Below are 21969 nucleotides of genomic sequence, written 5' to 3'. Positions count from 1 at the left end.
CTTGCCGGGTGACGGATGCCGCTGACTCCACGCCCGCGACGCTCGACGAAGCCCGCACCGAGGCCGCAGGCCTGACCGACCGCATCCTGGATGCGCGCGACGCGTATTACGGGGAGAACGCCGAGATCGTCGACGACGCCACCTACGACGGGTGGATGCTGCGGCTGGAGCAGCTCGAGCGGATGCATCCCGAGCTGCAGGGGCAGGACTCGCCCACGCAGACGGTCGGGGCGGCGCAGAGCTCGATGTTCGCACCGGTCGAGCACGCCGAACGCATGCTGAGCCTGGACAACGTGTTCACCGTCGAAGAGCTGCGGGACTGGTGCGTCAAGGCGCAGGCCTCCGCCGGACGCGCGGTGCGGTGGCTGACCGAGCTGAAGATCGACGGTCTGGCGATCAGCCTGCGCTACGAGAACGGCCAGCTCACCTCGGCGGCCACGCGCGGTGACGGGCGGGTGGGGGAGGACGTCACCGTCAACGCCCTGCAGGTCACCGGCATCCCGCAGCGCCTGGCCGGCAGCGGTCACCCGTCGCTGGTCGAAGTGCGCGGCGAGGTGTTCATTCCGGTCGCCGCGTTCGATGAGCTCAACGCGCTGCAGGCGCGCATGCGGGATCGCGTCTTCGCCGATGCCCGCGCCCGCGGCGTCGACGAGGAGAAGGCGACCCGCAGCGCGGCGCGCCGGTTCCCGGCGTTCGCCAACCCACGCAACGCCGCCAGCGGTGGCCTGCGTCAGCAACTGGAGAAGAAGAGCGGTCTGGAGCTCGAGGCCGGTCGGGCGCGGCTGGACTCGCTGCGGCTGTTCGTGCACGGCATCGGTGCCTGGCCGAACCCGCCGGTCGCGTCGCAGAGCGAAATCTACGGGCTGCTCGCCGGATGGGGCCTGCCTGCGAGCCCCTACTTCCGCACGTCCGACGACATCGACGGCGTCGTGGACTTCGTAGCGAACTACGGCGAGCACCGTCACGCCGTCGAGCACGAGATCGACGGTGTCGTGGTCAAAGTCGACGAGCTCGCCCTGCACGACGAACTCGGCGCCACCAGCCGCGCGCCCCGCTGGGCCATCGCCTACAAGTACCCGCCCGAGCAGGTGAACACCAAGCTGCTCGACATCGTGGTGTCGGTCGGGCGCACCGGCCGGGCGACGCCGTTCGCCGTGATGGCGCCGGCACGGGTGGCCGGCAGCGTCGTGCGTCAGGCGACCCTGCACAACCAGGACGTCGTCAAGGCCAAGGGCGTGCTGATCGGCGACACCGTCGTGCTGCGCAAGGCGGGGGATGTGATCCCCGAGGTCCTCGGCCCGGTCGTGGAGCTGCGGGACGGCACCGAACGGGCCTTCGTCATGCCGACGGACTGCCCCGAGTGCGGCACCCCGCTCGCCCCCGCCAAAGAGGGCGACATCGACCTGCGCTGCCCGAACACGCGGGCCTGCCCCGCCCAGGTGCGCGGCCGCGTCGAGCACATCGGGTCCCGCGGCGCCCTGGACATCGAGGCCCTGGGCGAGGTCACCGCCGCCGCGCTCACCCAGCCCACCGTGCCGGAGCAGCCCCCGCTGCAGAGCGAGGCGGGTCTGTTCGACCTCACCCTCGACCAACTGGTGCCCATCGAAGTCGTCGTGCGCGACGCCGAGACGGGGGAGCCGCGCGTGGACGACAAGACCGGTGAGATCGTGCGTCGCGCTCCTTTCCGCCGCAACCCCAGCCCGGCGGAGAAGAAGCAGGGCCGTACCGGACCGCAGCCGTCGGCGCAGGCCCTCACGCTCCTCGACGAGCTCGAGAAGGCCAAGACGAAGGAGCTGTGGCGGTTCCTCGTGGCGCTGAACATCCGCCATGTAGGGCCGGTCGCCGCCCGCGCGCTGGCGCAGTGGTTCGGCTCCGTTTCCGCCATCCGCGCGGCATCCCGAGACGAGCTCGCCGCCGTTGACGGCGTCGGCGGCATCATCGCCGACGCGCTCATCGACTGGTTCGAGGTCGACTGGCATCGGGAGATCGTCGAGCGATGGGAGGCCGCGGGCGCCCAGCTGGCGACCCCGGGCCACCCCGGTCCCGGTGCCGCAGCGGCGGCGGGCGGCGTGCTCGAGGGCATCACGGTCGTGGCGACCGGATCGCTTGAGGGCTACACCCGCGAAGGCGCGCAGGAGGCCATCCTCGCCGCCGGCGGCAAAGCGGCGTCGAGCGTGTCGAAGAAGACGGACTTCGTCGCGGCGGGTCCCGGGGCGGGGTCGAAGCTGGGCAAGGCCGAGCAGCTCGGGGTTCGCGTCATCGACGCGGCCCAGTTCAAGGTGCTCGTCGAGCAGGGGCCTGCGGCGCTGGGTGCGCCGCCGGCCGACGAGGGATGATCCGACGTCACCGCGCAGTGTCGTAGGTATGTTCTACTCTCGCCGGAAAGCGAGAAAGGACACACCATGACCCTCACCCCCGACCCCGCCATCCAGGCGTGGCTCGACCAGGAGGACCGGCACACGGCGGAACGATCCGCAGGTACGGCACCTACATCCAGTACGTCGGCGGCGACTCCCGCGCGCGGGAGACCACGTTCGCCTACACCGTGGGTCTGTTCGGCCTGGGGCATCCGGAGCTGCTCATCTTCGGGCTCTGCCCCCACGACACCGCGATGGTGCTCAACGACGTGTCGGAACGGATTCGTGCCGGTGACGACCTCGCGCCGGGAGATCTGCTCAGCTTCGACCACTGGTCGCGTCGGGTGCTGGTGGAGACCGTGCCGAACCCCGGGAGCATCGTCTTCGCCGCGAACCGGTTCTATCAGCGACCCGACGAGGCCTCGGTTCCGGTGCTGCAGCTGAGCCACGACGACAGTGGTGGACGTTTCCCGAACGAACCGGGCTATACGGACGAGCCGTGGGTGCAGCCGAGACCGGGAGAGTTCACCGCGCTGTAGCGCCGGTCACCGACCCGAGACGAGCTGTTCCAGCGACTCACGCACCTGGCGGCGCAGCACCTTGCCGATCAGTGATTTCGGCAGCTCATCGACGATGAAGATGCGGCGAGGCACCTTGTAGGGCGTCAGGATCCCGCGGGTGAATTCCCGGACCGCTTCGACATCGACGGCGGCGTTGCCGTCCACGACGATGGCGGCGACCACTTCTTCACCGGACTTTCCGTCGGGCAGGCCGACGACGGCGGCATCCTTGACCAACGGGTGCTGGCGCAGCGCGATCTCGACCTCGGTCGGGGCGACGTTGAAGCCACCGGTGATGATGAGTTCCTTGATCCGGTCGACGATCCGGACGAACCCGGCCTCGTCGATCGTCACGATGTCGCCGGTGCGGAACCAGCCGTCGACGAACACGCGCTCGGTCTCCTCCGGGCGGCCGTAGTAGCCGCTGAACACCTGCGGACCACGCACCAGCAGTTCGCCGCGTTCGCCTGGCACGACGTCGACGGTCGGCGCATCCGGATCGACGACGCGGCACTCGGTGCCGGGCAGCGGCAGCCCCACGGTGCCGGGCACGCGGTGCGTCGCCACGGGGTTGGCCATGAGCACCGGGGAGCATTCCGACAGCCCATAGCCCTCGACGAGGTAGCCGTCACTGGCCGCTTCGAAGGGGACGACCAGTTCGTGTGGGAGCGCCATGGCGCCGGAGATCGCGATCTCAGTGCCCGCCAGCGACACGCCCTGCGCGCGAGCGGCGGCCAGCAGGCGGTCGGCGATCGGCGGGACGAGCGGCAGGAAGGTGGCGGGGTGCTTCTTGACCACCGCGAGCACCAGGTCCGGGTCGAACTTGGGGAACAGCACCAGGCGCGCTCCCATCGACATCGCGAAGGTGAGGCACAGCGTCAGTCCGTACGCGTGGAACATCGGCAGCACGGCATACACGACGCATCCCTTGCCCCGCTTGATCGACGGCACCCACGCCTGTGCCTGCGCCGCGTTCGCGAGCAGGTTGCGGTGCGTCAGCGCTGCGCCCTTGGGGCTGCCGGTCGTGCCGCTGGTGTACTGGATGATCGCGAGGTCATCGGTGGCCGGTTTCGGGTGCGAGAGCGGAATCGGATCGTGCGACACGATCTGCTGCCACGTGGTCACACCGCTGACGTGCTCGGTAAGTGCCGCACGGGACTCCCGCGCCTTCGCGATCGGGAGCCGCAGGGCGAACTGCGTGGAAAGCGGCATCGCCGTCGTCACGTCGACCGCGATGAGGTCGGTGACCTGCAGATCGATGGGCAGATCCTTCATCGTCGCGATGACCTTGCTCCACACGATCGCGTGCTTGGCGCCGTGGTCCTCGAACTGCTTGCGCAGCTCCCTCGGCGTGTAGAGCGGGTTGTGCTCCACCACCACGGCGCCCAGGCGCAGCACGGCGTAGAACGCCACGATGTGCTGCGGGCAGTTGGGCAGCACGATGGCCACCGGGTCGCCGGCGCGCACGCCGCGGGCGTGCAGCGCCCCGGCAGCACGGTCGATCTGCTCCTGCAGGCGGCGGTAGGTGGTCTCGCGGCCGAAGAACTGCAGCGCGGGGGCGTCGGGGTAGTCGCGGGCCGATGCGGCGACGATGTCGACGAGCGAGCCCGTCACCGGCGCCAGATCCGCGGGAACGCCCTCGGCATAGCTGCGGGTCCACGGGCGCGGCGGATCGTACGAGGTCACGCGCTCACTCTATTGCGCCCGGGACGTCAGCCGCGCGAACGGCGGCGGAGCGCCCAAGTAGACTTACCGGGTGTCAGAAATCACCCCCGATCTCGTGCGTCATCTCGGCGTTCTCGCCCGGATCCAGCTCAGCGATGAGGAGGTCGAGCAGCTCACCGGGCAGCTCGACGTCATCGTCGACAACATCGCGAAGGTGTCGCAGGTGGCTACCGCCGACATCCCCGCGACGAGCCACCCGGTTCCCCTGCAGAACGTTTTCCGCCCCGATGTCCCTGGGGACATGCTGACGGTCGCCGAGGTGCTGCAGAACGCCCCGGAGTCCGCCGACGACCGCTTCCGCGTGACCGCCATCCTGGGAGAAGAGCAGTGACCGATCTGACCCGGCTGACAGCCGCCGACCTCGCCGCCGCGCTGAGCGCGGGCGAGGTGTCCAGCGTCGAGGCCACGCAGGCCCACCTGGACCGCATCGCCGCCGTCGACGGCGACGTGCACGCGTTCCTGCACGTCAGCGACCACGCGCTGGACGTCGCCGCCGACATCGATCGCCGCCGCGCCGCCGGTGAACAGCTGGGCACCCTCGCCGGCGTGCCGCTGGCGATCAAGGACGTGCTCGTCACGACCGACATGCCCTCCACGAGCGGGTCGAAGATCCTCGAGGGCTTCATGTCCCCGTACGACGCGACAGTCGTGGCGCGCTCACGCGCCGCCGGCCTCGTGCCGCTGGGCAAGACCAACATGGACGAGTTCGCGATGGGCTCCTCCACCGAGCACTCCGCGTACGGCGCGACGCACAACCCGTGGGACCTCGACCGCATCCCCGGCGGGTCCGGTGGCGGCTCCGCCGCCGCCGTCGCCGCTTTCGAGGCGCCGATCGCGCTGGGTTCGGACACCGGCGGATCGATCCGCCAGCCGGCGCACGTCACCGGCACGGTGGGCATGAAGCCGACGTACGGCGGGGTCAGCCGGTACGGCGCCATCGCCCTGGCATCCAGCCTCGACCAGGTCGGTCCCGTCTCGCGCACTGTGCTGGATTCGGCACTGCTGCACGACGTCATCGGCGGGCACGACCCGCACGATGCGACGTCACTTACCGACCGGTGGCCGTCGTTCGCCGAGGCCGCCCGTGAGGGTGCCCGTGGCGACGTGCTCAAGGGTCTCAAGGTCGGCGTCATCCGGGAGCTCCCCGACAGCGGGTTCCAGTCCGGGGTCTCCGCGTCGTTCCATGAGGCGCTCGAGGCGATGCAGGCTCAGGGGGCGGAGATCGTCGAGATCAGCGCGCCGCACTTCGAGTACGGCGTCGCCGCGTACTACCTGATCCTGCCCGCCGAGGCATCCAGCAACCTGGCGAAGTTCGACTCCGTCCGCTTCGGTATGCGCGTGAACGTCCCCGGCGGCACCGTCGAGGACGTCATGGCCGCCACCCGCGACGCCGGCTTCGGTCCCGAGGTCAAGCGTCGCGTCATCCTCGGCACCTACGCGCTGTCGGCCGGTTACTACGACGCCTACTACGGCTCGGCCCAGAAGGTGCGCACGCTCATCCAGCAGGACTTCGACCAGGCGTTCGCGCAGGTCGACGTCATCGCGACGCCGTCCGCGCCGACGACCGCGTTCCGCCTCGGCGAGAAGATCGACGACCCGCTGCAGATGTACCTCAACGACGTCACGACGATCCCGGCGAACCTCGCCGGGGTACCCGGTATCTCGGTCCCCTCCGGGCTGGCCGCCGAGGACGGACTGCCCGTCGGCATCCAGTTCCTCGCGCCGGTGCGCGAGGACGCCCGCCTGTACCGCGTCGGCGCCGCCGTGGAGGCGATGCTCGTCGACCGCTGGGGCGGCCCGCTGCTCGACCGTGCTCCGATCCTGGGAGGGACCCGCTGATGGCGAAGGCAAAGCTGATGGACTTCGACAAGGCCCTCGAACTGTTCGAGCCCGTGCTCGGATTCGAAGTGCACGTCGAACTGAACACCGAGACGAAGATGTTCTCGTCGGCGGGCAACCCCGCCAACGAGAAGAACCACAGCGCCGCTCCCAACACGCTGGTGTCGCCCGTCGACATGGGCCTGCCGGGTTCGATGCCGACCGTCAATGAGCAGGCAGTGCGGTCCTCGATCAGCCTGGGCCTGGCCCTTGGTTGCTCGATCGCGCCGTCCAGCCGGTTCGCGCGCAAGAACTACTTCTACCCGGACCTGGGCAAGAACTACCAGATCTCGCAGTACGACGAGCCGATCGCGTACGAGGGGTCGGTGGAGATCGAGCTGTCCGACGGCGACATCGTCACGATCCCGATCGAGCGCGCGCACATGGAGGAGGATGCCGGCAAGCTCACCCACATGGGTGGCTCGACCGGCCGCATCCAGGGTGCCGAGTACTCCCTCGTGGACTACAACCGCGCCGGCGTGCCGCTCGTGGAGATCGTGACCAAGCCGATCATCGGCGCGGAGCACCGGGCGCCCGAGATCGCGAAGGCGTACATCGCCACCATGCGCGACATCGTGCGGGGCCTGGGCATCTCGGAGGCGCGGATGGAACGCGGCAACCTGCGCTGCGACGCGAACGTGTCGCTGCGCCCCCGGGTGGCCCCGGGCGAGCCGACGCCGCCGCTGGGTACACGCACCGAGACGAAGAACGTCAACTCGATGCGCTCGGTCGAGCGGGCCGTGCGGTACGAGATCCAGCGGCAGGCGGCGATCCTCGCCGACGGCGGCTCGATCAGGCAGGAGACCCGTCACTGGCACGAGGACACCGGCACGACCTCTCCCGGTCGCCCGAAGTCGGATGCCGACGACTACCGGTACTTCCCCGAGCCCGATCTGCTGCCGGTGGCGCCGTCCATCGAGCTGATCGAGGAGCTGCGCGCCGCCCTCCCGGAGCCGCCTGCTGCCCGCCACCGCCGGCTCAAGGCCGACTGGGGCTTCACCGACCAGGAATTCCAGCACCTCATCAACGGTGCGCTGCTGGTCGAGGTGGAGGCCACCGTCGCCGCCGGGGCCTCGCCCGCCACCGCCCACAAGTGGTGGACCGGTGAGATCACCCGCACCGCGAACGCCGCGGGGCGCGAGCCCAGCGAGCTAGTGTCGCCGGAGGACGTGGCCGCGCTGCAGAAGCTCGTGGATGCGGGCACCCTCAACGACAAGCTCGCGCGCCAGGTGCTCGAGGGCGTCATCGCCGGTGAGGGATCGCCGCAGGAGGTCGTCGACGCCCGCGGGCTGGCCGTCGTCTCGGACGACGGGGCGCTGATCGCCGCGATCGACGAGGCGCTGGCATCCCAGCCGGACGTGATGGCGAAGATCCGCGAGGGCAAGGTGCAAGCCGCCGGCGCCGTGATCGGTGCCGTGATGAAGGCGATGAAGGGCCAGGCCGACGCCGCGCGTGTGCGCGAACTGATCCTCGCCCGCGCCGCCGAGTGAGTATTCGCGCCCTCGAGTGAGTATTCGCGCCGCCGAGTGAGTATTCGTGGGCTTGAGTGAGTATTCGCGCCGCCGAGCGAGCACTCGCAGGCGCACGTGAGTGCCAGCGCCGAATACTCACTCGGCGCGAGCAATACTCACTCGGCGCGAGCAATACTCACTCGGCAGCGGGGATGATGGGGATATGGGACGTGGTGACGGTACGGGGCGTATCGTCTCGCCCGACGGCGCGGACGACACCGGGACGCGCATCCTGCACGTCGACATGGACGCCTTCTACGCTGCTGTCGAGGTGCTCGACGACCCGACCCTGAAGGGCAAGCCGATCATCATCGGCGCCCCGGAGGGACGCAGCGTCGTCTCGAGCGCGTCGTACGAGGCGCGCCGGTTCGGTGTTCGCTCGGCGATGCCGGTGAGCCAGGCGTTGCGGCTGTGCCCCCACGCGGTCGTCGTCATGCCGCACTTCGACCGCTACCTCGCGCTGTCGCGCCAGGTCATGGCGATCTTCCACGACGTCACCCCGCTGGTCGAACCGCTGTCGATCGACGAGGCCTTCCTCGACGTGCAGGGTGCGCGCCGGCTGTGGGGGAGCCCCGGCCACATCGCACGGATGCTCCGCACACGCGTGCTGGAGGAGACCGGCCTGGTCTGCAGCATCGGGGTCGCCGCCACCAAGCACGTCGCCAAGATGGCCTCGACGATCTCCAAACCCGACGGCCTGCTGATCGTGCCCGCCGCCGAGACCCAGGCCTTCCTGGCCGCCCGCCCCGTCGGCGCCCTCTGGGGCGTGGGCCCGAAGGCGGCGGCGTCGCTGCAGGGCCGCGGCATCCACACCGTCGCCGATGTGCTCGCCACGCCACGTGGCGTGCTCGACCGAGCCCTGGGACCGGCCATGGGGGAGCGCGTCTGGCACCTCTCCCGCGGCATCGACGCGCGGGAGGTCGAGACCGAACGCATCGAGAAGAGCGTCGGCCACGAGGAGACTTTCCACGACGACATCGCCGACCCCGCCGTGCTGCGCACCGAACTGCGCCGCCTCGCCGATCGCGTCGGCGCGAGGCTCCGCGCCAACGGCTGGGAGGCGGCGACGATCGCCCTGAAGCTCCGATTCGCCGACTTCACCACCATCACCCGCTCGCAGACGCTGCCCGAGCCCACCGCGGTCAGTCAGCGGATCGGGGATGCCGCGTGGGAGCTGTTCTCCCACGTGGACCTGCGCATGCCGGTGCGTCTCATCGGCGTCCGCGCCGAGAACCTCCGCCCCTCCGGTGGCGCACCGCTGGCGCTGTGGGACGACGACGGGGACTGGCGCCGGGTCGAAGAGGCGTTGGACGGCGCCCGGGAGAAGTTCGGCCGCGCGGCCGTGACCCGCGCGACGCTCCTCGGCACCGCGCGCGACCTGGGCGCGCTGCCGTCGAATCCGAAGCCGCCGCGCCCGCACGAGCGCTGACAGCGCAAACCGCTGGGCCAGACCCGGTCCGGCCGGTACGGTGGGGGCATGCCCAACATCGCATTGGATCTCGGTAAGCAGTCCGCTTCTTTCGGCGTCACCAGCGCCTACGGCGAGAAGCAGGAGCTCGACGGCATCACCCTCGTCCCGGTCGCGCTGACTTGGTCCGGCTTCGGCGGCGGGTCGGATGCCGACGGCAACGGTGGCGGCGGTGGCGGCGGTTACGCCGTGCCGCTGGGCGCATACGTCCGCAAGGGCGACGACCTGCGGTTCGAGCCGAACCTGGTGTCGTTCCTCGCGGTGGCGATTCCCTTCGTGTGGGTTGCCGGGCGCGCTCTCAGCCGTGTCATCCGCGCACTCAAGAAGTAACGCCGCACCGCTCTCAGCCGCCCTCGCCGCTGCCGTCGATGTCCTGGTCGGCGCGGTGCGGGCTCTGGATGCCGGCAGTGCGACCGTCCTGATCGACGGCCGCAGTGGCGCCGGTAAATCCACGCTCGCGCGGGATCTCGTGGCACGGTGGCCGCAGTCTGCACGCGTGCAGCTCGTAGCGCTGGATTCGCTGTACCCGGGGTGGGACGGGCTGGCAGCCGGTGCGACGTACGCGCGCGAGCAGATCCTCCAGCCGCACCGCCACGGCCTCCCCGGCGCCTGGCGCCGCTGGGACTGGGCGACCGACATGCGCGCGGAGGAGCACGCCGTCGACCCGTCACTGCCGCTGGTCATCGAGGGCTCCGGCATCCTCACCCCGCAGACGGCCGCGCTGGCCGACATCCGGGTGTGGCTGGAATCACCGGAGCCGTCGCGCAAGGCGCGGGCGATGGGGCGTGACGGGGATACCTACCGCCCCCATTGGGAGCGTTGGGCCGAGCAGGAGGAGCGTCATCTCGCCCGCGACACCCCGCGCGCGCTCGCGACACACCTGTTCGACGTGCCCTGACCCGCTCAGTCGTCGAGTGCGGCGACCAGCCCGTCGAGTCGGTAGCCGAGCCAGTCGAAGATCGCGAAGCGTGGGTCACCGGCGGCGTGGTCGTCCTCGGTGTCGATGCCGAGCCGGGTCGCCAACACGAGGCGCAGCGCGTTGAGTGTGCGCAGCCAGGCGCGGCTGCGCTCCGGCGGAAGGCGCACGACGAAGGTGTCCATCAACGTGTCGTCGTCAAGGTTCGAGGCGTCCAGCGGCACACCGTCGGGGGAGAGGTCCTGCAGGACGGCACCGGCGTCGTCCAGGCGCCGGTCGAGAAGGTCGGCCGACGTGAGCGCGCGGAACTCTCGCGCCGCCTCCGCGTCCTCGCGGTAGGCATCGGGCACGAGGCGCGCGATGGCGGGGTCATCCGGCACGGTCGTGCCGTCGGCAGGTCGATCGGCGAGTAGATCCGCGAACTGCGTGACGAGGTCGGCAAGGTGGGCACCCTCGATGAGGGTCAGCTCGAGCACGACCACGCGTTCGCCGGTCATTCCGGAGCCTGCCGCACGGTGGCCCACAACCCGTAGTCGTGCATCGCCTGCGCGTGCAGTTCCATCTGCTCCCTGGCGCCCTCGGCGACGACGGCGCGTCCCTCATGGTGCACCGCGAGCATCAGACGGGTCGCGACCTCGGGCGGGTGCCCGAAGTACTCCCGGAACACGTGCACGACATAGGTCATCAGATTGACCGGATCGTTCCAGACAACGGTCTGCCAGGGCCGCTGGGCATCGGGACGCTCGTCGAGATGAGTCGTCTCGTCGACGTCGGGCAGTGCGATGCTCATCAGGCCCATCCCAGTTCATGCAGGCGCTCGTCGTCGATGCCGTAGAAGTGCGCGATCTCGTGCACGAGGGTGGTGTGCACTTCATCGCGCAGCGCTTCCACCGACTCGCACGCGTGCAGATGCGGCTCCCGATACACGATGATGCGGTCGGGCAGTTCGCCCATCCCGTATCGATCGCGTTCGGTCAGCGCCCAGCCGTCGTACAGCCCGAACAGATCCAGGCTGCCGTCTTCGGGACGGTCTTCCACAACGAACACGACATTGTCGAGTCCGCCGATCATGTCGTCCGGAAGGCGATCGAGTTCGTCGACCACGAGGGCCTCGAATGCTGTGGCATCCATATCGATCATTTTGCCTGCCGGCACTTCTTGGGGTGAGTAACGGGACTTGAACCCGCGGCCCCCTGGACCACAACCAGGTGCTCTACCAACTGAGCTATACCCACCATGTCTCCCGCTTCAGCGGGCAACCTCTAAATTCTCTCATAACTCCGGAGCGAAAGATGACACGGCGGCAGCAGCGGCTGCGCGCGCGTCGTCGCTGGTCGGACCGGGCTGCGGCACGAACACCGCTTCGCGGTAGTACGCCAGTTCGCGAATCGACTCGCGGATGTCAGCGAGAGCGCGGTGCCCGCCCTCCTTCGCCGGAGCGTGGATGTAGGCCCGCGGGTACCAGCGACGTGAGAGTTCCTTGATGCTGGACACGTCGATGTTGCGGTAGTGCAACCAGCGGTCCACGCGCGGCATGTACTTCGCCAGGAACATCCGGTCGGTGCCGATCGTGTTGCCCGCCAGCGGAGCCTTGCCATCGAGGGGGACGAACCGCTGGATGTACTCCAGCGCCTCGTGCTCGGCCTGCGCGAGGCTGACGCCACCGGGGAGTTCCGACAGCAGACCGGACGACTCGTGCATCTTGGTCACGAAGTCGTTCATGTTCGCCAGCGCAGACGCGTCGGGCTTGATCACGATCTGGAACCCGGGATCCACGGCGCGAAGCTCGAAATCCGTGATCACGATGGCGATCTCGACCAACTCGTCAACGGCGAGGTCCAGTCCCGTCATCTCGCAGTCGATCCATACGAGTCTGTCGTTCTCAGAAGCCCCAACCATGCGTCCATCCTATCGATGGGGTCGGACGCCCCCGGCCGAGTCCCCCCGAGACGATGTCCGTGGCACCCGAGCCGCACCGACCGCGAGCGCCACATGCGCAACGGTGTGCTTGAGTTCGACCACGTGCGCGGCGAGCAGCTGCTCAACATAAGCACGATGCTCCGCCGCGGAGCGTCACTGGAGCAGTTCGCGGCCGGACTGGCTAAGTGCGACGTTCGGTGTCGCAAATGCCACGCGATCGCTACCGGCGAGCGCCGGTCGAGGAACTGGTTCGACTCGTACGTGCAGCAACCAGATTGGCCCCTCCGGGAGGAATCGAACCCCCGACCTTGCGGGTAGAAACCGCTCGCTCTATCCCCTGAGCTACGGAGGGAAGGACCTCCTCATGCTATCCGGATTCGGGGGCCGCTCAAGTCCGCGGGACCCGTGGCCATCTGCACCGCGGCCAGGTAGCGTCGCACCTGTCGGAAGGAGTTCGATGATGAGTGCGACCGAGAACCGCACCCCCCTGTGGGTGGCATACGGCCCCGGCGGTGTTGCCGGCACGATTCGCAAGCTGGACGCCGGCTACCAGGTCACCATGGCCGGCGCCGACGACGTGCTCGGCACGTATCCCTCGATGGAAGTGGCCAAGAATGCGCTGCATTCTCAGATGACCCCGGGGTCGGACTGGCCGCAATTCCGGGAACACTGACGCGTCAGACGGCAGGTTGTGCCGCGGCATCCGTCGCCGGCGCGACCGGTCGGCGCGTGTCGAGAAGCGGCAGCGCGACGTGCGCGAGCGGGCCGATCAGCACCGCGAACAGTACGGTCCCGAGGCCCACGGTGCCACCCAACAGCCAGCCCGCCAGCAGCACGGACGCCTCGACGATCAAGCGACTCAGCCAGATCGGCCACCCGAACCGCGCGTTCAATCCCGTCATGAGGCCATCGCGCGGACCGGGTCCGAAGCGGGCACCGATGTAGAGACCGGATGCCACGGCGACCGACAGGAGCCCGGCAACGAATACGGCGCCCTGCATGAGCCAGCCGATCACTGCGGGCAGCACATTGAGCGTGAACTGCATGCTCGTGCCGACGAGCGCGATGTTTGCCACAGTGCCGACACCGGGACGCTGGCGCAACGGAATCCACAACAGGAGGACCGCGAAGCCGAGGAGGTTGGTGATCCAGCCGATGCCGATCCCTGTCTGCACCGCGATCCCCTGAGCGAACACCGTCCAGGGATCCAGTCCAATGCCCGCCTCGACCATCAGCGCACAGCCTGCCCCATACAGGATGAGGCCGATCAGCAGCTGCGTCACGCGTCTGGTCATAGGACAAGTCAACCGCAGGATTGGACTGTGCACACCAGTCCAATTGCGATAATGTGGCGCCATGCTCTCCCGCATCTCCGCGCGGGCGCTCACGGCCGCGCTCGGCGGCTGGCGCACCCGTGAACCCGCCTACGAAGCACTCGCAGACGGCATCCGGCTGCTGTGCCTGGACAACCGCATCGCACCGCGCACCGCGCTGCCCGCAGAGCGGGAACTCGCCGCCGCACTCGGCCTCAGCCGCAGCACGGTGGCCGCTGCCTACGGCAGCCTTCGCGCTTCCGGCCATATCGAAAGCGTGCGCGGCTCGGGGAGCATCACGATGCCGCTGGGCCGGCGCGACGTGGGACGGGTGACGCCCGACACCGACTCCATCGATCTGCAGCAGGCCAGTCCGGCAGCGTGGCCCGGGCTTGCCGGTGTGATAGCTGCCGTCGCCTCCGACGCCCCGAGCATCGTCGCGCGCTCGGGCTACGACGTGCTCGGCACACCTGCCCTGCGCGCGCTGATCGCCGACGACTACAGCGCACGAGGCATCGCCACCGATCCGTCGCAGATCATGGTGACCACGGGCGCGCAGAGCGCGATCCACCTCATCGCCGGTGTGCTGGTGGGCAGGGGTGACCCGGTGGTGCTCGAGACGCCGACGTACCCGCATGCCGCCGACGCCTTCGCTGCCGCCGGCGCGCGGCTGATCGGTGTGCCGGTGACGACCCAGGACGGTTGGGACCTCGACCGCGCCACACAGGTGTTCTCCCGGAGCCTTCCGGTGCTGGCGTACCTCATGCCCCGCTTCCAGAATCCCACCGGTCGCACAATGCGCCCGGAGGAGCAGCAGACCATTCTCACCGCCGCCGAGCGCGCCGGAACCTTCCTGGTGCTGGACGAGACGACCGCCGACCTCGGCATCGACCAGACGTCGGCTGAGGCGTCATTCGCGATCGCTCCTGCTTCCTCCCGCACCGTGCTGCGTGTCGGTTCCCTGGGCAAGACCGTCTGGGGCGGACTGCGGATCGGGTGGATCCGCGCCGATCCGGACGTGATCCGGCGCCTCGTGGCGGCCCGACCGGCACGAGAACTCGGCACGCCGGAACTCGAGCAGGCGATCGCGGCGGCGCTCTTCGCGCACATGCCGGCCATTCGCGAACAACGCGCGGCAGTGCTTCGCGAAGGCCGCGACGCGCTCACGGCTGCGCTATCCGCACACATCCCGGAGTGGCAGGTCCCGTCGACCGCCGGCGGTGTCGCACTGTGGGTGGGCCTGGGCGCACCGCTCAGCTCGTCGCTGGTCTTGCGGGCACGCAACGAGGGTGTGCTGCTCTCGGCGGGTCCCCGGTTCTCCATCGATGGGGGACACGAGCGCCATCTGCGGCTGCCCTTCACCGCGCCGGCGGACCAGCTCGTCCGCGCAGTCGAGGTTCTCTCTCGCGCGTGGGATCGGGTGCGGGGCGAGACCCCCGCCCAGTTCGGCGAACCGCTCGAAGCCGTGGTGTGAGGTTCATCCGCCGCGACGCAGGCACTCCACGGCATCGTCGGCGGACCAGAAGTCCCCGATGGGCAGAAGTCGAGCGTGCCCGCGGTGATAGCGCAGTGCGCGGTAGCGCACGTCGGCCCCCTCGGCCGCGCGTTGGAGGTGGCCCAGGATGCGTCCGGCGTCGTCGACGACGCGCCACAGTTCGAGTCCTGCCGGAATCAGACGGAGAGCGCCGAAGCGGCTGCGCAGCGCCGGACTGCTGGTGGTGATCATGTCATTCTCCTTTCGCATATCGAACATATGTACGACCTCCGACATTGCGTGCCATCACCGGCGCGAACGCGCGGGATGTGACGGCACGCTTCCTCCCCAGCCAGCGAAGTGGGCGATCCCTCCCCGTTTCGCCCCCATCCGCCCCACACCGGTTTTCACACCGCGACAGGGTGGGAGTGCTCCGGCACCCGACGGGCACGCGGGTGCCGGAGTGGCGGGTGCTCTGCCCGCCCGACACCGAGAGGACAGCACCACCATGAGCGAATCCATCACCGTCACCGGCAACCTCGCCGCCGACCCGGAACGCCGCGCCACCGCCGGTGGCGACACCATCGTCGCGTTCCGTGTGGGCAGCACCCAGCGCCGCTATGACAAGGAGTCCAACACCTGGGTCGACGCCTATACGAACTGGTACCACGTCTCTGCCTTCCGCGGACTCGCCGAACACGCACTGCGGTCACTGCGCAAAGGCGACCGGGTCATCGTCACCGGCACGCTGCGATTGCGCACGTGGGAGAACGAAAGCCGCAGCGGCGTCACCGCCGACATCGACGCCTACGCGGTCGGCCCCGACCTGCGTTGGGGCACGACCGTCTTCACACGCGCCGCGCGGCCCGGCGAGTCCGGCGGCCCGGGCGAGTCGGGGGAGGCGGGGGACCCGGGGGAGCAGCGGCCCGCCTCCGACGCGCCACCGGCAGCGGTGGATGCCAACGGCTGGTCTCTGCCCACAGGAACTGACACCACCTCGGTCGGCCTCGGCCAGGGGCCTCTACCGGCGGGCGCACCCGCGACCCAGGGCCACACGCCTGGCGACGACGCGCAGTCGCTGGAGGAACGGCAGTTGGCGTGGGCCGGCGCCGGTGGTGACGAGCCGCCCTTCTGAACGTCTGGTCACCGGAACGGACGTGTGGGATACCCCCCTAGACTTCCGGAGTGCTCCGACTCACCGCCACCGCCCCCGCCCCTCGTCGCGGTGCGACCGCGGTGGTGATCGCGCTCGCGCTGGTTCTGCTGGCCGGATGCACCGCCGAACCGCAGCCCGCACCGTCCACGCCTGCGACCACCGCGCCTGAACCCACGCCCGCACCGACACCGACGGCGACCGAGCCCGCCGCGCCGCAGTTGATGCCCGCGGGCACGGCCGAGGACAACCTGCCGCTGTTCACTGCGGTGGCCGAGTCGGTCTGGGCGTCCCCGCAGAAGGCCGAGGGCCGTGCGTACATCGACGCCCTCGTCGCGGCAGGGTTCGACAAGGCCGCGATGCAGGTGACCGACGACGTGACGACCATCGGCAACGCCGTCGAGACGCTGCAGTTCTCGGTGCAGTGGGGTCAGGAGTGCCTCGTCGGCCAGGTCGGACCGGTCACCGGCACGGTGGTCACCGTGGCCACGGCCGCTCTCGCCGGCGGCGGGTGCCTGCTCGGCGCCACCCGCCCCATCGACTGGTGACGTGCGCAGGAGTCTGCGGCCGGCCGATCGCCCCGTAGACTTGAACGGATATGGCTGAGTACATCTACCAGATGGTCCGTGCCCGCAAAGCGGTCGGCGACAAACTGATCCTCGACGACGTCACGATGTCGTTCCTCCCCGGTGCCAAGATCGGCATGGTCGGCCCCAACGGTGCCGGCAAGTCGACGATCCTCAAGATCATGGCCGGGATGGACACGCCCTCCAACGGGGAGGCGAAGCTGACGCCCGGCTTCACCGTCGGCATCCTGATGCAGGAGCCGGTGCTCGACGAGAGCAAGACCGTGCTGGAGAACATCCAGGACGGCATCGCGATCAAGGCGAAGGTCGACCGGTTCAACGAGATCTCCGCTCTCATGTCCGACCCGGATGCCGATTTCGACGCGCTCCTGGCCGAGATGGGCACCCTGCAGGAAGAGATCGACGCCGCCGACGCCTGGGACCTCGACTCCCAGCTGGAGCAGGCGATGGACGCCCTGCGCACGCCCCCGGGCGACGCCTCGGTGTCGAACCTCTCCGGTGGCGAGAAGCGCCGCGTCGCGCTGACCAAGCTGCTGCTGCAGAAGCCCGACCTGCTGCTGCTGGATGAGCCGACCAACCACTTGGACGCTGAGAGCGTGCTGTGGCTCGAGCAGCACCTGCAGAAGTACGCAGGCGCCGTCATCGCCGTCACCCACGACCGGTACTTCCTCGACAACGTCGCGGAGTGGATCGCTGAGGTCGACCGCGGTCGCCTGATCGGCTACGAGGGCAATTACTCGACGTACCTGGAGAAGAAGGGCGAGCGCCTCGCCGTCCAGGGCAAGAAGGACGCCAAGCTCGCCAAGCGACTGGCCGACGAACTCGAGTGGGTCCGCTCGAACGCGAAGGGCCGTCAGGCCAAGTCCAAGTCGCGTCTGGCCCGCTACGAGGAGATGGCGGCGGAAGCCGATCGCACGCGCAAGCTCGACTTCGAAGAGATCCAGATCCCGCCGGGCCCGCGCCTGGGTGGCATCGTGATCGAGGCGAAGAAGCTCGAGAAGGGCTTCGACGGGCGGGTGCTCATCGACGGGCTGAGCTTCAGCCTGCCGCCGAACGGCATCGTCGGCGTCATCGGCCCCAACGGCGTCGGCAAGACCACGCTGTTCAAGACCATCGTGGGCCTCGAGCCGCTCGACAGCGGTCAGCTCAAGATCGGCGAAACGGTCAAGATCAGCTACGTCGACCAGACCCGCTCCAACATCGACCCGAACAAGTCGCTGTGGGAGGTCGTCTCCGACGGCCTGGACATCATCACGGTCGGCAAGATCGAGATCCCGTCCCGCGCCTACGTATCGAAGTTCGGCTTCAAGGGCCCGGACCAGCAGAAGAAGGCCGGCGTGCTCTCCGGTGGTGAGCGCAACCGGCTGAACCTCGCCCTCACTCTCAAGGAGGGCGGCAACCTGCTGCTGCTGGATGAGCCGACGAACGACCTGGACGTCGAGACGCTGCAGTCGCTCGAGAACGCGCTGCTGGAGTTCCCCGGCTGCGCCGTGGTCATCACACACGACCGGTGGTTCCTGGACCGCATCGCGACGCACATCCTCTCGTACGAGGGCACCGAGGAGAACCCCGGCCAGTGGTACTGGTTCGAGGGCAACTTCGAAGCCTACGAGACGAACAAGGTCGAGCGGCTCGGCCCGGATGCGGCGAACCCGCACCGGTCCACCTACCGCAAGCTCACGCGTGACTGACACCGCGATGCGGGTGCACGTCCCGATCCACCTGCGCTGGGGGGATCTGGACGCGCTCAACCACGTCAACAACACCTCCCTGCTGAAGCTGCTCGAAGAAGCGCGTCTGCGCGCCTTCTGGCAGCCGGATGCCGGAATGGAAGGCCCGCCCACCGCGGTGCTGGAGGCGGGGTTGAACGTCCATGGCGAGACGATGACCCTCATCGCGCGCCAGGAGATCGAGTACCTGGCGCCGGTGCCCTATCAGCAGCGTCCGCTGGACGTGCAGCTGTGGATCGGGCGCCTCGGCGGCTCGAGCATCGACGTCTGCTACGACGTGTTCAGCCCGCGGGGCGAGACGCCGCAGACGCTGTACGCCCGCTCCACCGCGGTGGTCGTCATGGTCAGCACCGCCACCGGTCGCCCGGTGCGGCTCACCCCGCGCATGCGCGAGGCATGGGAGCCGTACGTCGGCGACCCGATCGTCTACGCGCACCGCCGCTGACGGCGGCACACGCACGATCGCCTTGCGGCTCGCTGTCGTGGTGAGCCAGGCGCCTGGCGGTTGTCGCCACGACCCGTGCCCACTCGTCTCGGTGGGCGCGGGTCAAGGCGTCCTGCGCGTCGATCAGGGATCCGACAGGAGGGGCCGCACTTCGAGCCGACGGTTGCAGGCTTTCGAGCCCTCGCACATCAGCTTGAGGGCGACGTCCAGGTCAGGCGCGTCGATGATCCAGAATCCGGCGGCCCACTCCGTGGCTTCGACGAACGGTCCGCATGGCTTGGTCCTCTCAGGCGTAGTTGGGGCGGCCGGTGAGCCGGTAGGTGTGAGCGAGGACACCGGTCGGGAACGCCCGCGTCTCGGCCAGTTCGAGACCGAAGTCTTTGCCTTGCTGCGGGAACAGCCGAAGGCCGTCTCCCACGATGACAGGGCACACGATGAGGTTGATCTCGTCGACGAGTTCGTTCTCGAGCAGCCAGCGCGCCAGCACGCCGCTGCCCACGACCACCAGCTCGCCTCCCGGCTGTGCCTTCAGTTCCCTGATGCCCGCGGCGATATCCCCCGAGATCACCGTCGTGTTCTTCCACGCCGGGTCGGTCAGGGTGTTGGACACGACGTACTTCGGCCGAGGATTCATCGCGCCCGAAAACGGGTTCGAGTCGTCGGCCTGACCACCCCAGTAGCTCGCGAACAGTCCGTACGTCTTGCGGCCGAGCAGGAACGCGTCGGCGCGCTGCCACGTCGAAGCGATGTACGCGGCCGACTCCTTGTCGCCGGTCGGGATGGCCCAGCCGCCGCGCGCAAAACCGGGGTCGAGCTCGTCATTGTTGCCGCCATTTGCCTGCATGACGCCGTCGACGCTGACCTGGATCGAGATCGTGAGATTCACGGTATTGCTCCCTTGTTCCGAGTCACCTCTGGGGGCGGCTTCACTACTTCAACGAACGCGATCACCCGATCGACAATTGTTCCTCAAGACCGTCACAGTGTTTACACCTGCAGCGTTAGCCAGGGGAGTCGAGAACCCGATGCAAGAGCTCAGCATCGGATGGGAGTCGGCGACGACACCCGAGCTATCTCTATGTTCAGGTCTCGCAAGACGTTCGGCTACCTCGACGAAGAGATATCAACGAGTGCCGGCGATCGAGGGGCAGTCGATCGCATCGCGCGCGACGTCTGCTACGAGGTGTTCAGCCCGCGGGGCGAGACGCCGCAGACGCTGTACGCCCGCTCCACCGCGGTCGTCGTCATGGTCAGCACCGCCACCGGTCGCCCGGTGCGGCTCACCCCGCGCGGCGGCAACCCGGCACGCAACACCGCGGCGCGGCTCAGCGCAGGCCGGGCACCCGAACCATGATCTCCTGCGCGACGCTGGCCAGCAGTGCGCCGTCCCTGCTGTAGATGCGACCTGTGGACAGGCCGCGTCCGCCGCGGGCGCTGGGGGACTCCTGCACGTACAGCACCCACTCGTCCACGCGACCGAAACGGTGCCACCACATGGCGTGGTCCAGGCTCGCGACCTTCAGCCCGGGAGTCGACCATGCCAGGCCGTGTGCGCGCAGCACCGGCTCCTGAATCGTGAGATCACTCAGGTAGGCCAGCACCGCGCGGTGCAGCGCCGGATCGTCCGGCAGCGCAGAGCGCGTGCGCATCCACACCGCCTGCTGCGCGACGTGGTCGCCCTCCACCGTGTCGTAGATCGGCGACGAGATGTAGCGCAATTCGATCGGCCCGTCGGCGAGCGCCCGCTGCGACACCGGGTGCGTGACCGGGCTCAGTTCATCGATGCTCGGCAGGTCTTCCGGTGCCGGCACATCCGTGGGCATGGGCGCGTGGTGCTCGAGCCCCGGGTCCTCATCTTCGAAGGAGGCGATCATCGAGAAGATCGGCACGCCCTCCTGGTAGGCCTGGGTGCGGCGCGTGGAGAACGATCGGCCGTCGTGGATGCGGTCCACGGCGAAGGTGATGCCCTTGGACGCGTCACCGGGACGCAGGAAGTAGCCGTGCATCGAATGCGGGACCCGCTCCGGGCCGAGCGTGCGAGCCGCGGCCGCGATCGCCTGCGCCAGCACCTGGCCGCCGAAGACGCGGCCAGTGGGCATCGCGTGGGACGCGCCGGTGAAGATGTCCTCGGTCGTGCGGGCAGCCGATGCCGCCAGGTCGATCACGGAGAGCATTCGCGCGACAGGATCGGGCTTCGAATCGGTCACGCTTCTCCTGTCTGCACGGCGCGGTCAGCACCGGTTGATAGTTTAGGCCGGATGCCGCACCGCCTTCACTTCCCCGATCCCCGCGCCGCTGCCGACGCCGCCACGTTCGCCTCACGCGCAACCCGACTAGGCGACGGCGCGGTGCGCCTGCAGGCGTCGGGCGGCACGCTGCTGATGACCTGCGCCCCGCTCGCGCCGCGCGGGCTGCTCGACGGCACCCCCACGGTGCTGGGCCTGCGGGTTTCGGCGGTGGACCCCGAGCTGGTCACCGACATCGTCGTGGACGGCACCGCCCTGGTCATGTCGGAGGACCCCACCGCGCTGGAGCTGCCCGACGTGGCCGTATCCGCGCCGTGGGCGGGCATCGCGCCGCCGCGTGAGGGCTGGGCGGAGGCGACGACACTGGATGCCGCGACGATCGCGGCCCGCGCCCAGTGGGGCATCGCCGCGGTGGCCGAGACGGTGCCGCGGGACGCCGGCGAGGACGCCGTACGAACGGTGCGGGCGTCGGTGTGGGGGCCAGCGGATGCCGCGCTGTCGGACCTGCCGCTGGGGGTCGCGTTCGCCGCGTTCGGACTGGGGTTCATCGGCGGCGCGGAGACGGTGTCGCTGCGCACCGCCGGCGCGTGGACCCGGCTGACCTTCCGACGCGGGCACGTGCTCGTGCGGGGACCGGTGAAGTCCGGGCTCACGCCGGTGCGCACGACCGGCGCGACGGCCTGACC

Annotated in this window: 25 protein-coding genes and 2 tRNA genes; 16 read left to right on the top strand and 11 right to left on the bottom strand. The window is 69.3% G+C overall.

All coding sequences use genetic code 11. The features are described 5' to 3' along the window. The first annotated feature begins 8 nt into the window (after nucleotides 1-8). Both ligA and QNO11_RS07935 read left to right on the top strand, forming a co-directional pair. Nucleotides 9-2336 (top strand): NAD-dependent DNA ligase LigA, encoded by a 2328-nt coding sequence (gene ligA, locus QNO11_RS07940; RefSeq protein WP_257509617.1) that lies wholly within the window; start codon nucleotides 9-11, stop codon nucleotides 2334-2336. Between the two features lie 98 nt (nucleotides 2337-2434). Next, a complete protein-coding gene (locus QNO11_RS07935; RefSeq protein WP_257509618.1) occupies nucleotides 2435-2896 on the top strand; it encodes a DUF4262 domain-containing protein in 462 nt (153 codons plus the stop codon). Nucleotides 2897-2902: 6 nt separating this feature from the next. Here the strand turns inward: QNO11_RS07935 and QNO11_RS07930 are convergent, their stop codons facing one another. Beyond that, nucleotides 2903-4603: a long-chain-fatty-acid--CoA ligase gene (locus QNO11_RS07930; protein ID WP_257509619.1), complete on the bottom strand. Its 1701-nt coding sequence runs from the start codon at nucleotides 4601-4603 to the stop codon at nucleotides 2903-2905. A 70-nt stretch (nucleotides 4604-4673) separates the two neighbouring features. On the opposite strand from QNO11_RS07930, the gene gatC reads away from it, so the two are divergent. From gatC to QNO11_RS07900, 6 genes are all read left to right on the top strand, one after another. Beyond that, nucleotides 4674-4973 carry an Asp-tRNA(Asn)/Glu-tRNA(Gln) amidotransferase subunit GatC gene (gatC, locus tag QNO11_RS07925; RefSeq protein WP_257509620.1) on the top strand — a complete coding sequence of 100 codons (300 nt, stop codon included), beginning with the start codon at nucleotides 4674-4676 and terminating at the stop codon, nucleotides 4971-4973. Beyond that, on the top strand, nucleotides 4970-6481 hold the full coding sequence (gene gatA / locus QNO11_RS07920; RefSeq protein ID WP_257509621.1) for an Asp-tRNA(Asn)/Glu-tRNA(Gln) amidotransferase subunit GatA: 1512 nt from the start codon (nucleotides 4970-4972) through the stop codon (nucleotides 6479-6481). Before gatC ends, gatA begins: the two co-directional genes overlap by 4 nt. Then, nucleotides 6481-8010: an Asp-tRNA(Asn)/Glu-tRNA(Gln) amidotransferase subunit GatB gene (gene gatB, locus QNO11_RS07915; RefSeq protein ID WP_257509622.1), complete on the top strand. Its 1530-nt coding sequence runs from the start codon at nucleotides 6481-6483 to the stop codon at nucleotides 8008-8010. Before gatA ends, gatB begins: the two co-directional genes overlap by 1 nt. A gap of 184 nt (nucleotides 8011-8194) precedes the next feature. Then, on the top strand, nucleotides 8195-9460 hold the full coding sequence (locus tag QNO11_RS07910) for a DNA polymerase IV (RefSeq protein WP_257509623.1): 1266 nt from the start codon (nucleotides 8195-8197) through the stop codon (nucleotides 9458-9460). A gap of 48 nt (nucleotides 9461-9508) precedes the next feature. After that, entirely contained in the window at nucleotides 9509-9829 is a 321-nt protein-coding gene (locus QNO11_RS07905) for a hypothetical protein (RefSeq protein ID WP_257509624.1), read from the top strand. Beyond that, nucleotides 9804-10397 (top strand): nucleoside/nucleotide kinase family protein, encoded by a 594-nt coding sequence (locus QNO11_RS07900; RefSeq protein WP_257509625.1) that lies wholly within the window; start codon nucleotides 9804-9806, stop codon nucleotides 10395-10397. Before QNO11_RS07905 ends, QNO11_RS07900 begins: the two co-directional genes overlap by 26 nt. Before the next feature lie 5 nt (nucleotides 10398-10402). On the opposite strand, the gene QNO11_RS07895 is transcribed toward QNO11_RS07900, so the two are convergent. The 6 genes from QNO11_RS07895 to QNO11_RS07870 all read right to left on the bottom strand — a co-directional run bounded on the left by QNO11_RS07895 (nucleotide 10403) and on the right by QNO11_RS07870 (nucleotide 12687). Continuing rightward, nucleotides 10403-10912, bottom strand: a complete 510-nt coding sequence (locus QNO11_RS07895) for a DUF2017 family protein (protein ID WP_257509626.1) — start codon at nucleotides 10910-10912, stop codon at nucleotides 10403-10405. Then, nucleotides 10909-11214 carry an ATP-dependent Clp protease adapter ClpS gene (gene clpS / locus QNO11_RS07890; protein ID WP_257509627.1) on the bottom strand — a complete coding sequence of 102 codons (306 nt, stop codon included), beginning with the start codon at nucleotides 11212-11214 and terminating at the stop codon, nucleotides 10909-10911. The genes QNO11_RS07895 and clpS overlap by 4 nt, the downstream gene beginning before the upstream one ends. Further along, nucleotides 11205-11546: a metallopeptidase family protein gene (locus tag QNO11_RS07885; RefSeq protein WP_257509628.1), complete on the bottom strand. Its 342-nt coding sequence runs from the start codon at nucleotides 11544-11546 to the stop codon at nucleotides 11205-11207. Before QNO11_RS07885 ends, clpS begins: the two co-directional genes overlap by 10 nt. A gap of 28 nt (nucleotides 11547-11574) precedes the next feature. Further along, nucleotides 11575-11650: transfer RNA gene (locus tag QNO11_RS07880), tRNA-His, on the bottom strand. Between the two features lie 37 nt (nucleotides 11651-11687). Further along, nucleotides 11688-12314, bottom strand: a complete 627-nt coding sequence (gene orn / locus QNO11_RS07875) for an oligoribonuclease (RefSeq protein ID WP_257509629.1) — start codon at nucleotides 12312-12314, stop codon at nucleotides 11688-11690. 297 nt (nucleotides 12315-12611) lie between these two features. Then, nucleotides 12612-12687 (bottom strand) — tRNA-Arg (locus QNO11_RS07870). Nucleotides 12688-12792: 105 nt separating this feature from the next. Between QNO11_RS07870 and QNO11_RS07865 the strand changes: the two genes are divergently transcribed. Then, nucleotides 12793-13008, top strand: coding sequence for a methyltransferase (locus tag QNO11_RS07865; protein WP_257509630.1), 216 nt, complete (start codon nucleotides 12793-12795; stop codon nucleotides 13006-13008). A 4-nt stretch (nucleotides 13009-13012) separates the two neighbouring features. On the opposite strand, the gene yczE is transcribed toward QNO11_RS07865, so the two are convergent. Then, a complete protein-coding gene (gene yczE / locus QNO11_RS07860; protein ID WP_257509631.1) occupies nucleotides 13013-13630 on the bottom strand; it encodes a membrane protein YczE in 618 nt (205 codons plus the stop codon). A gap of 61 nt (nucleotides 13631-13691) precedes the next feature. Here yczE and yczR point away from each other — a divergent pair, with 61 nt between their 5' ends. Further along, the gene (yczR, locus tag QNO11_RS07855; RefSeq protein WP_257509632.1) at nucleotides 13692-15122 is read left to right on the top strand and encodes a MocR-like transcription factor YczR; all 1431 of its coding nucleotides are present in this window, start codon (nucleotides 13692-13694) and stop codon (nucleotides 15120-15122) included. Nucleotides 15123-15125: 3 nt separating this feature from the next. Here the strand turns inward: yczR and QNO11_RS07850 are convergent, their stop codons facing one another. Further along, on the bottom strand, nucleotides 15126-15374 hold the full coding sequence (locus tag QNO11_RS07850; RefSeq protein ID WP_257509633.1) for a hypothetical protein: 249 nt from the start codon (nucleotides 15372-15374) through the stop codon (nucleotides 15126-15128). A 256-nt stretch (nucleotides 15375-15630) separates the two neighbouring features. On the opposite strand from QNO11_RS07850, the gene ssb reads away from it, so the two are divergent. The 4 genes from ssb to QNO11_RS07830 are packed head-to-tail and all read left to right on the top strand — an operon-like array spanning nucleotide 15631 to nucleotide 19037. Continuing rightward, nucleotides 15631-16257, top strand: coding sequence for a single-stranded DNA-binding protein (gene ssb, locus QNO11_RS07845; RefSeq protein ID WP_257509634.1), 627 nt, complete (start codon nucleotides 15631-15633; stop codon nucleotides 16255-16257). 50 nt (nucleotides 16258-16307) lie between these two features. Further along, nucleotides 16308-16823: a DUF6993 domain-containing protein gene (locus QNO11_RS07840; protein ID WP_257509635.1), complete on the top strand. Its 516-nt coding sequence runs from the start codon at nucleotides 16308-16310 to the stop codon at nucleotides 16821-16823. Between the two features lie 50 nt (nucleotides 16824-16873). Then, complete coding sequence (ettA, locus tag QNO11_RS07835) at nucleotides 16874-18553, top strand: energy-dependent translational throttle protein EttA (protein ID WP_257509636.1); 1680 nt, start codon at nucleotides 16874-16876, stop codon at nucleotides 18551-18553. A gap of 7 nt (nucleotides 18554-18560) precedes the next feature. Then, the gene (locus QNO11_RS07830; protein ID WP_257509947.1) at nucleotides 18561-19037 is read left to right on the top strand and encodes an acyl-CoA thioesterase; all 477 of its coding nucleotides are present in this window, start codon (nucleotides 18561-18563) and stop codon (nucleotides 19035-19037) included. Nucleotides 19038-19323: 286 nt separating this feature from the next. Here QNO11_RS07830 and QNO11_RS07825 read toward each other — a convergent pair whose 3' ends face one another. Continuing rightward, a complete protein-coding gene (locus tag QNO11_RS07825; protein WP_257509637.1) occupies nucleotides 19324-19923 on the bottom strand; it encodes a dihydrofolate reductase family protein in 600 nt (199 codons plus the stop codon). A 159-nt stretch (nucleotides 19924-20082) separates the two neighbouring features. On the opposite strand from QNO11_RS07825, the gene QNO11_RS07820 reads away from it, so the two are divergent. Then, complete coding sequence (locus tag QNO11_RS07820; RefSeq protein WP_285169937.1) at nucleotides 20083-20391, top strand: hypothetical protein; 309 nt, start codon at nucleotides 20083-20085, stop codon at nucleotides 20389-20391. Here QNO11_RS07820 and QNO11_RS07815 read toward each other — a convergent pair. Further along, nucleotides 20363-21211 (bottom strand): acyl-CoA thioesterase, encoded by an 849-nt coding sequence (locus tag QNO11_RS07815; protein WP_257509948.1) that lies wholly within the window; start codon nucleotides 21209-21211, stop codon nucleotides 20363-20365. The two genes, QNO11_RS07820 and QNO11_RS07815, sit on opposite strands and share 29 nt — an antisense overlap. Before the next feature lie 84 nt (nucleotides 21212-21295). Between QNO11_RS07815 and QNO11_RS07810 the strand changes: the two genes are divergently transcribed. Beyond that, on the top strand, nucleotides 21296-21967 hold the full coding sequence (locus QNO11_RS07810) for a DUF8185 domain-containing protein (protein ID WP_257509639.1): 672 nt from the start codon (nucleotides 21296-21298) through the stop codon (nucleotides 21965-21967). Nucleotides 21968-21969 lie beyond the last annotated feature (2 nt).

The organism is Microbacterium sp. zg-B96 (assembly GCF_030246865.1).
Lineage (GTDB): Bacteria > Actinomycetota > Actinomycetes > Actinomycetales > Microbacteriaceae > Microbacterium.
This window is presented reverse-complemented; position numbering and strand designations above follow the sequence as displayed.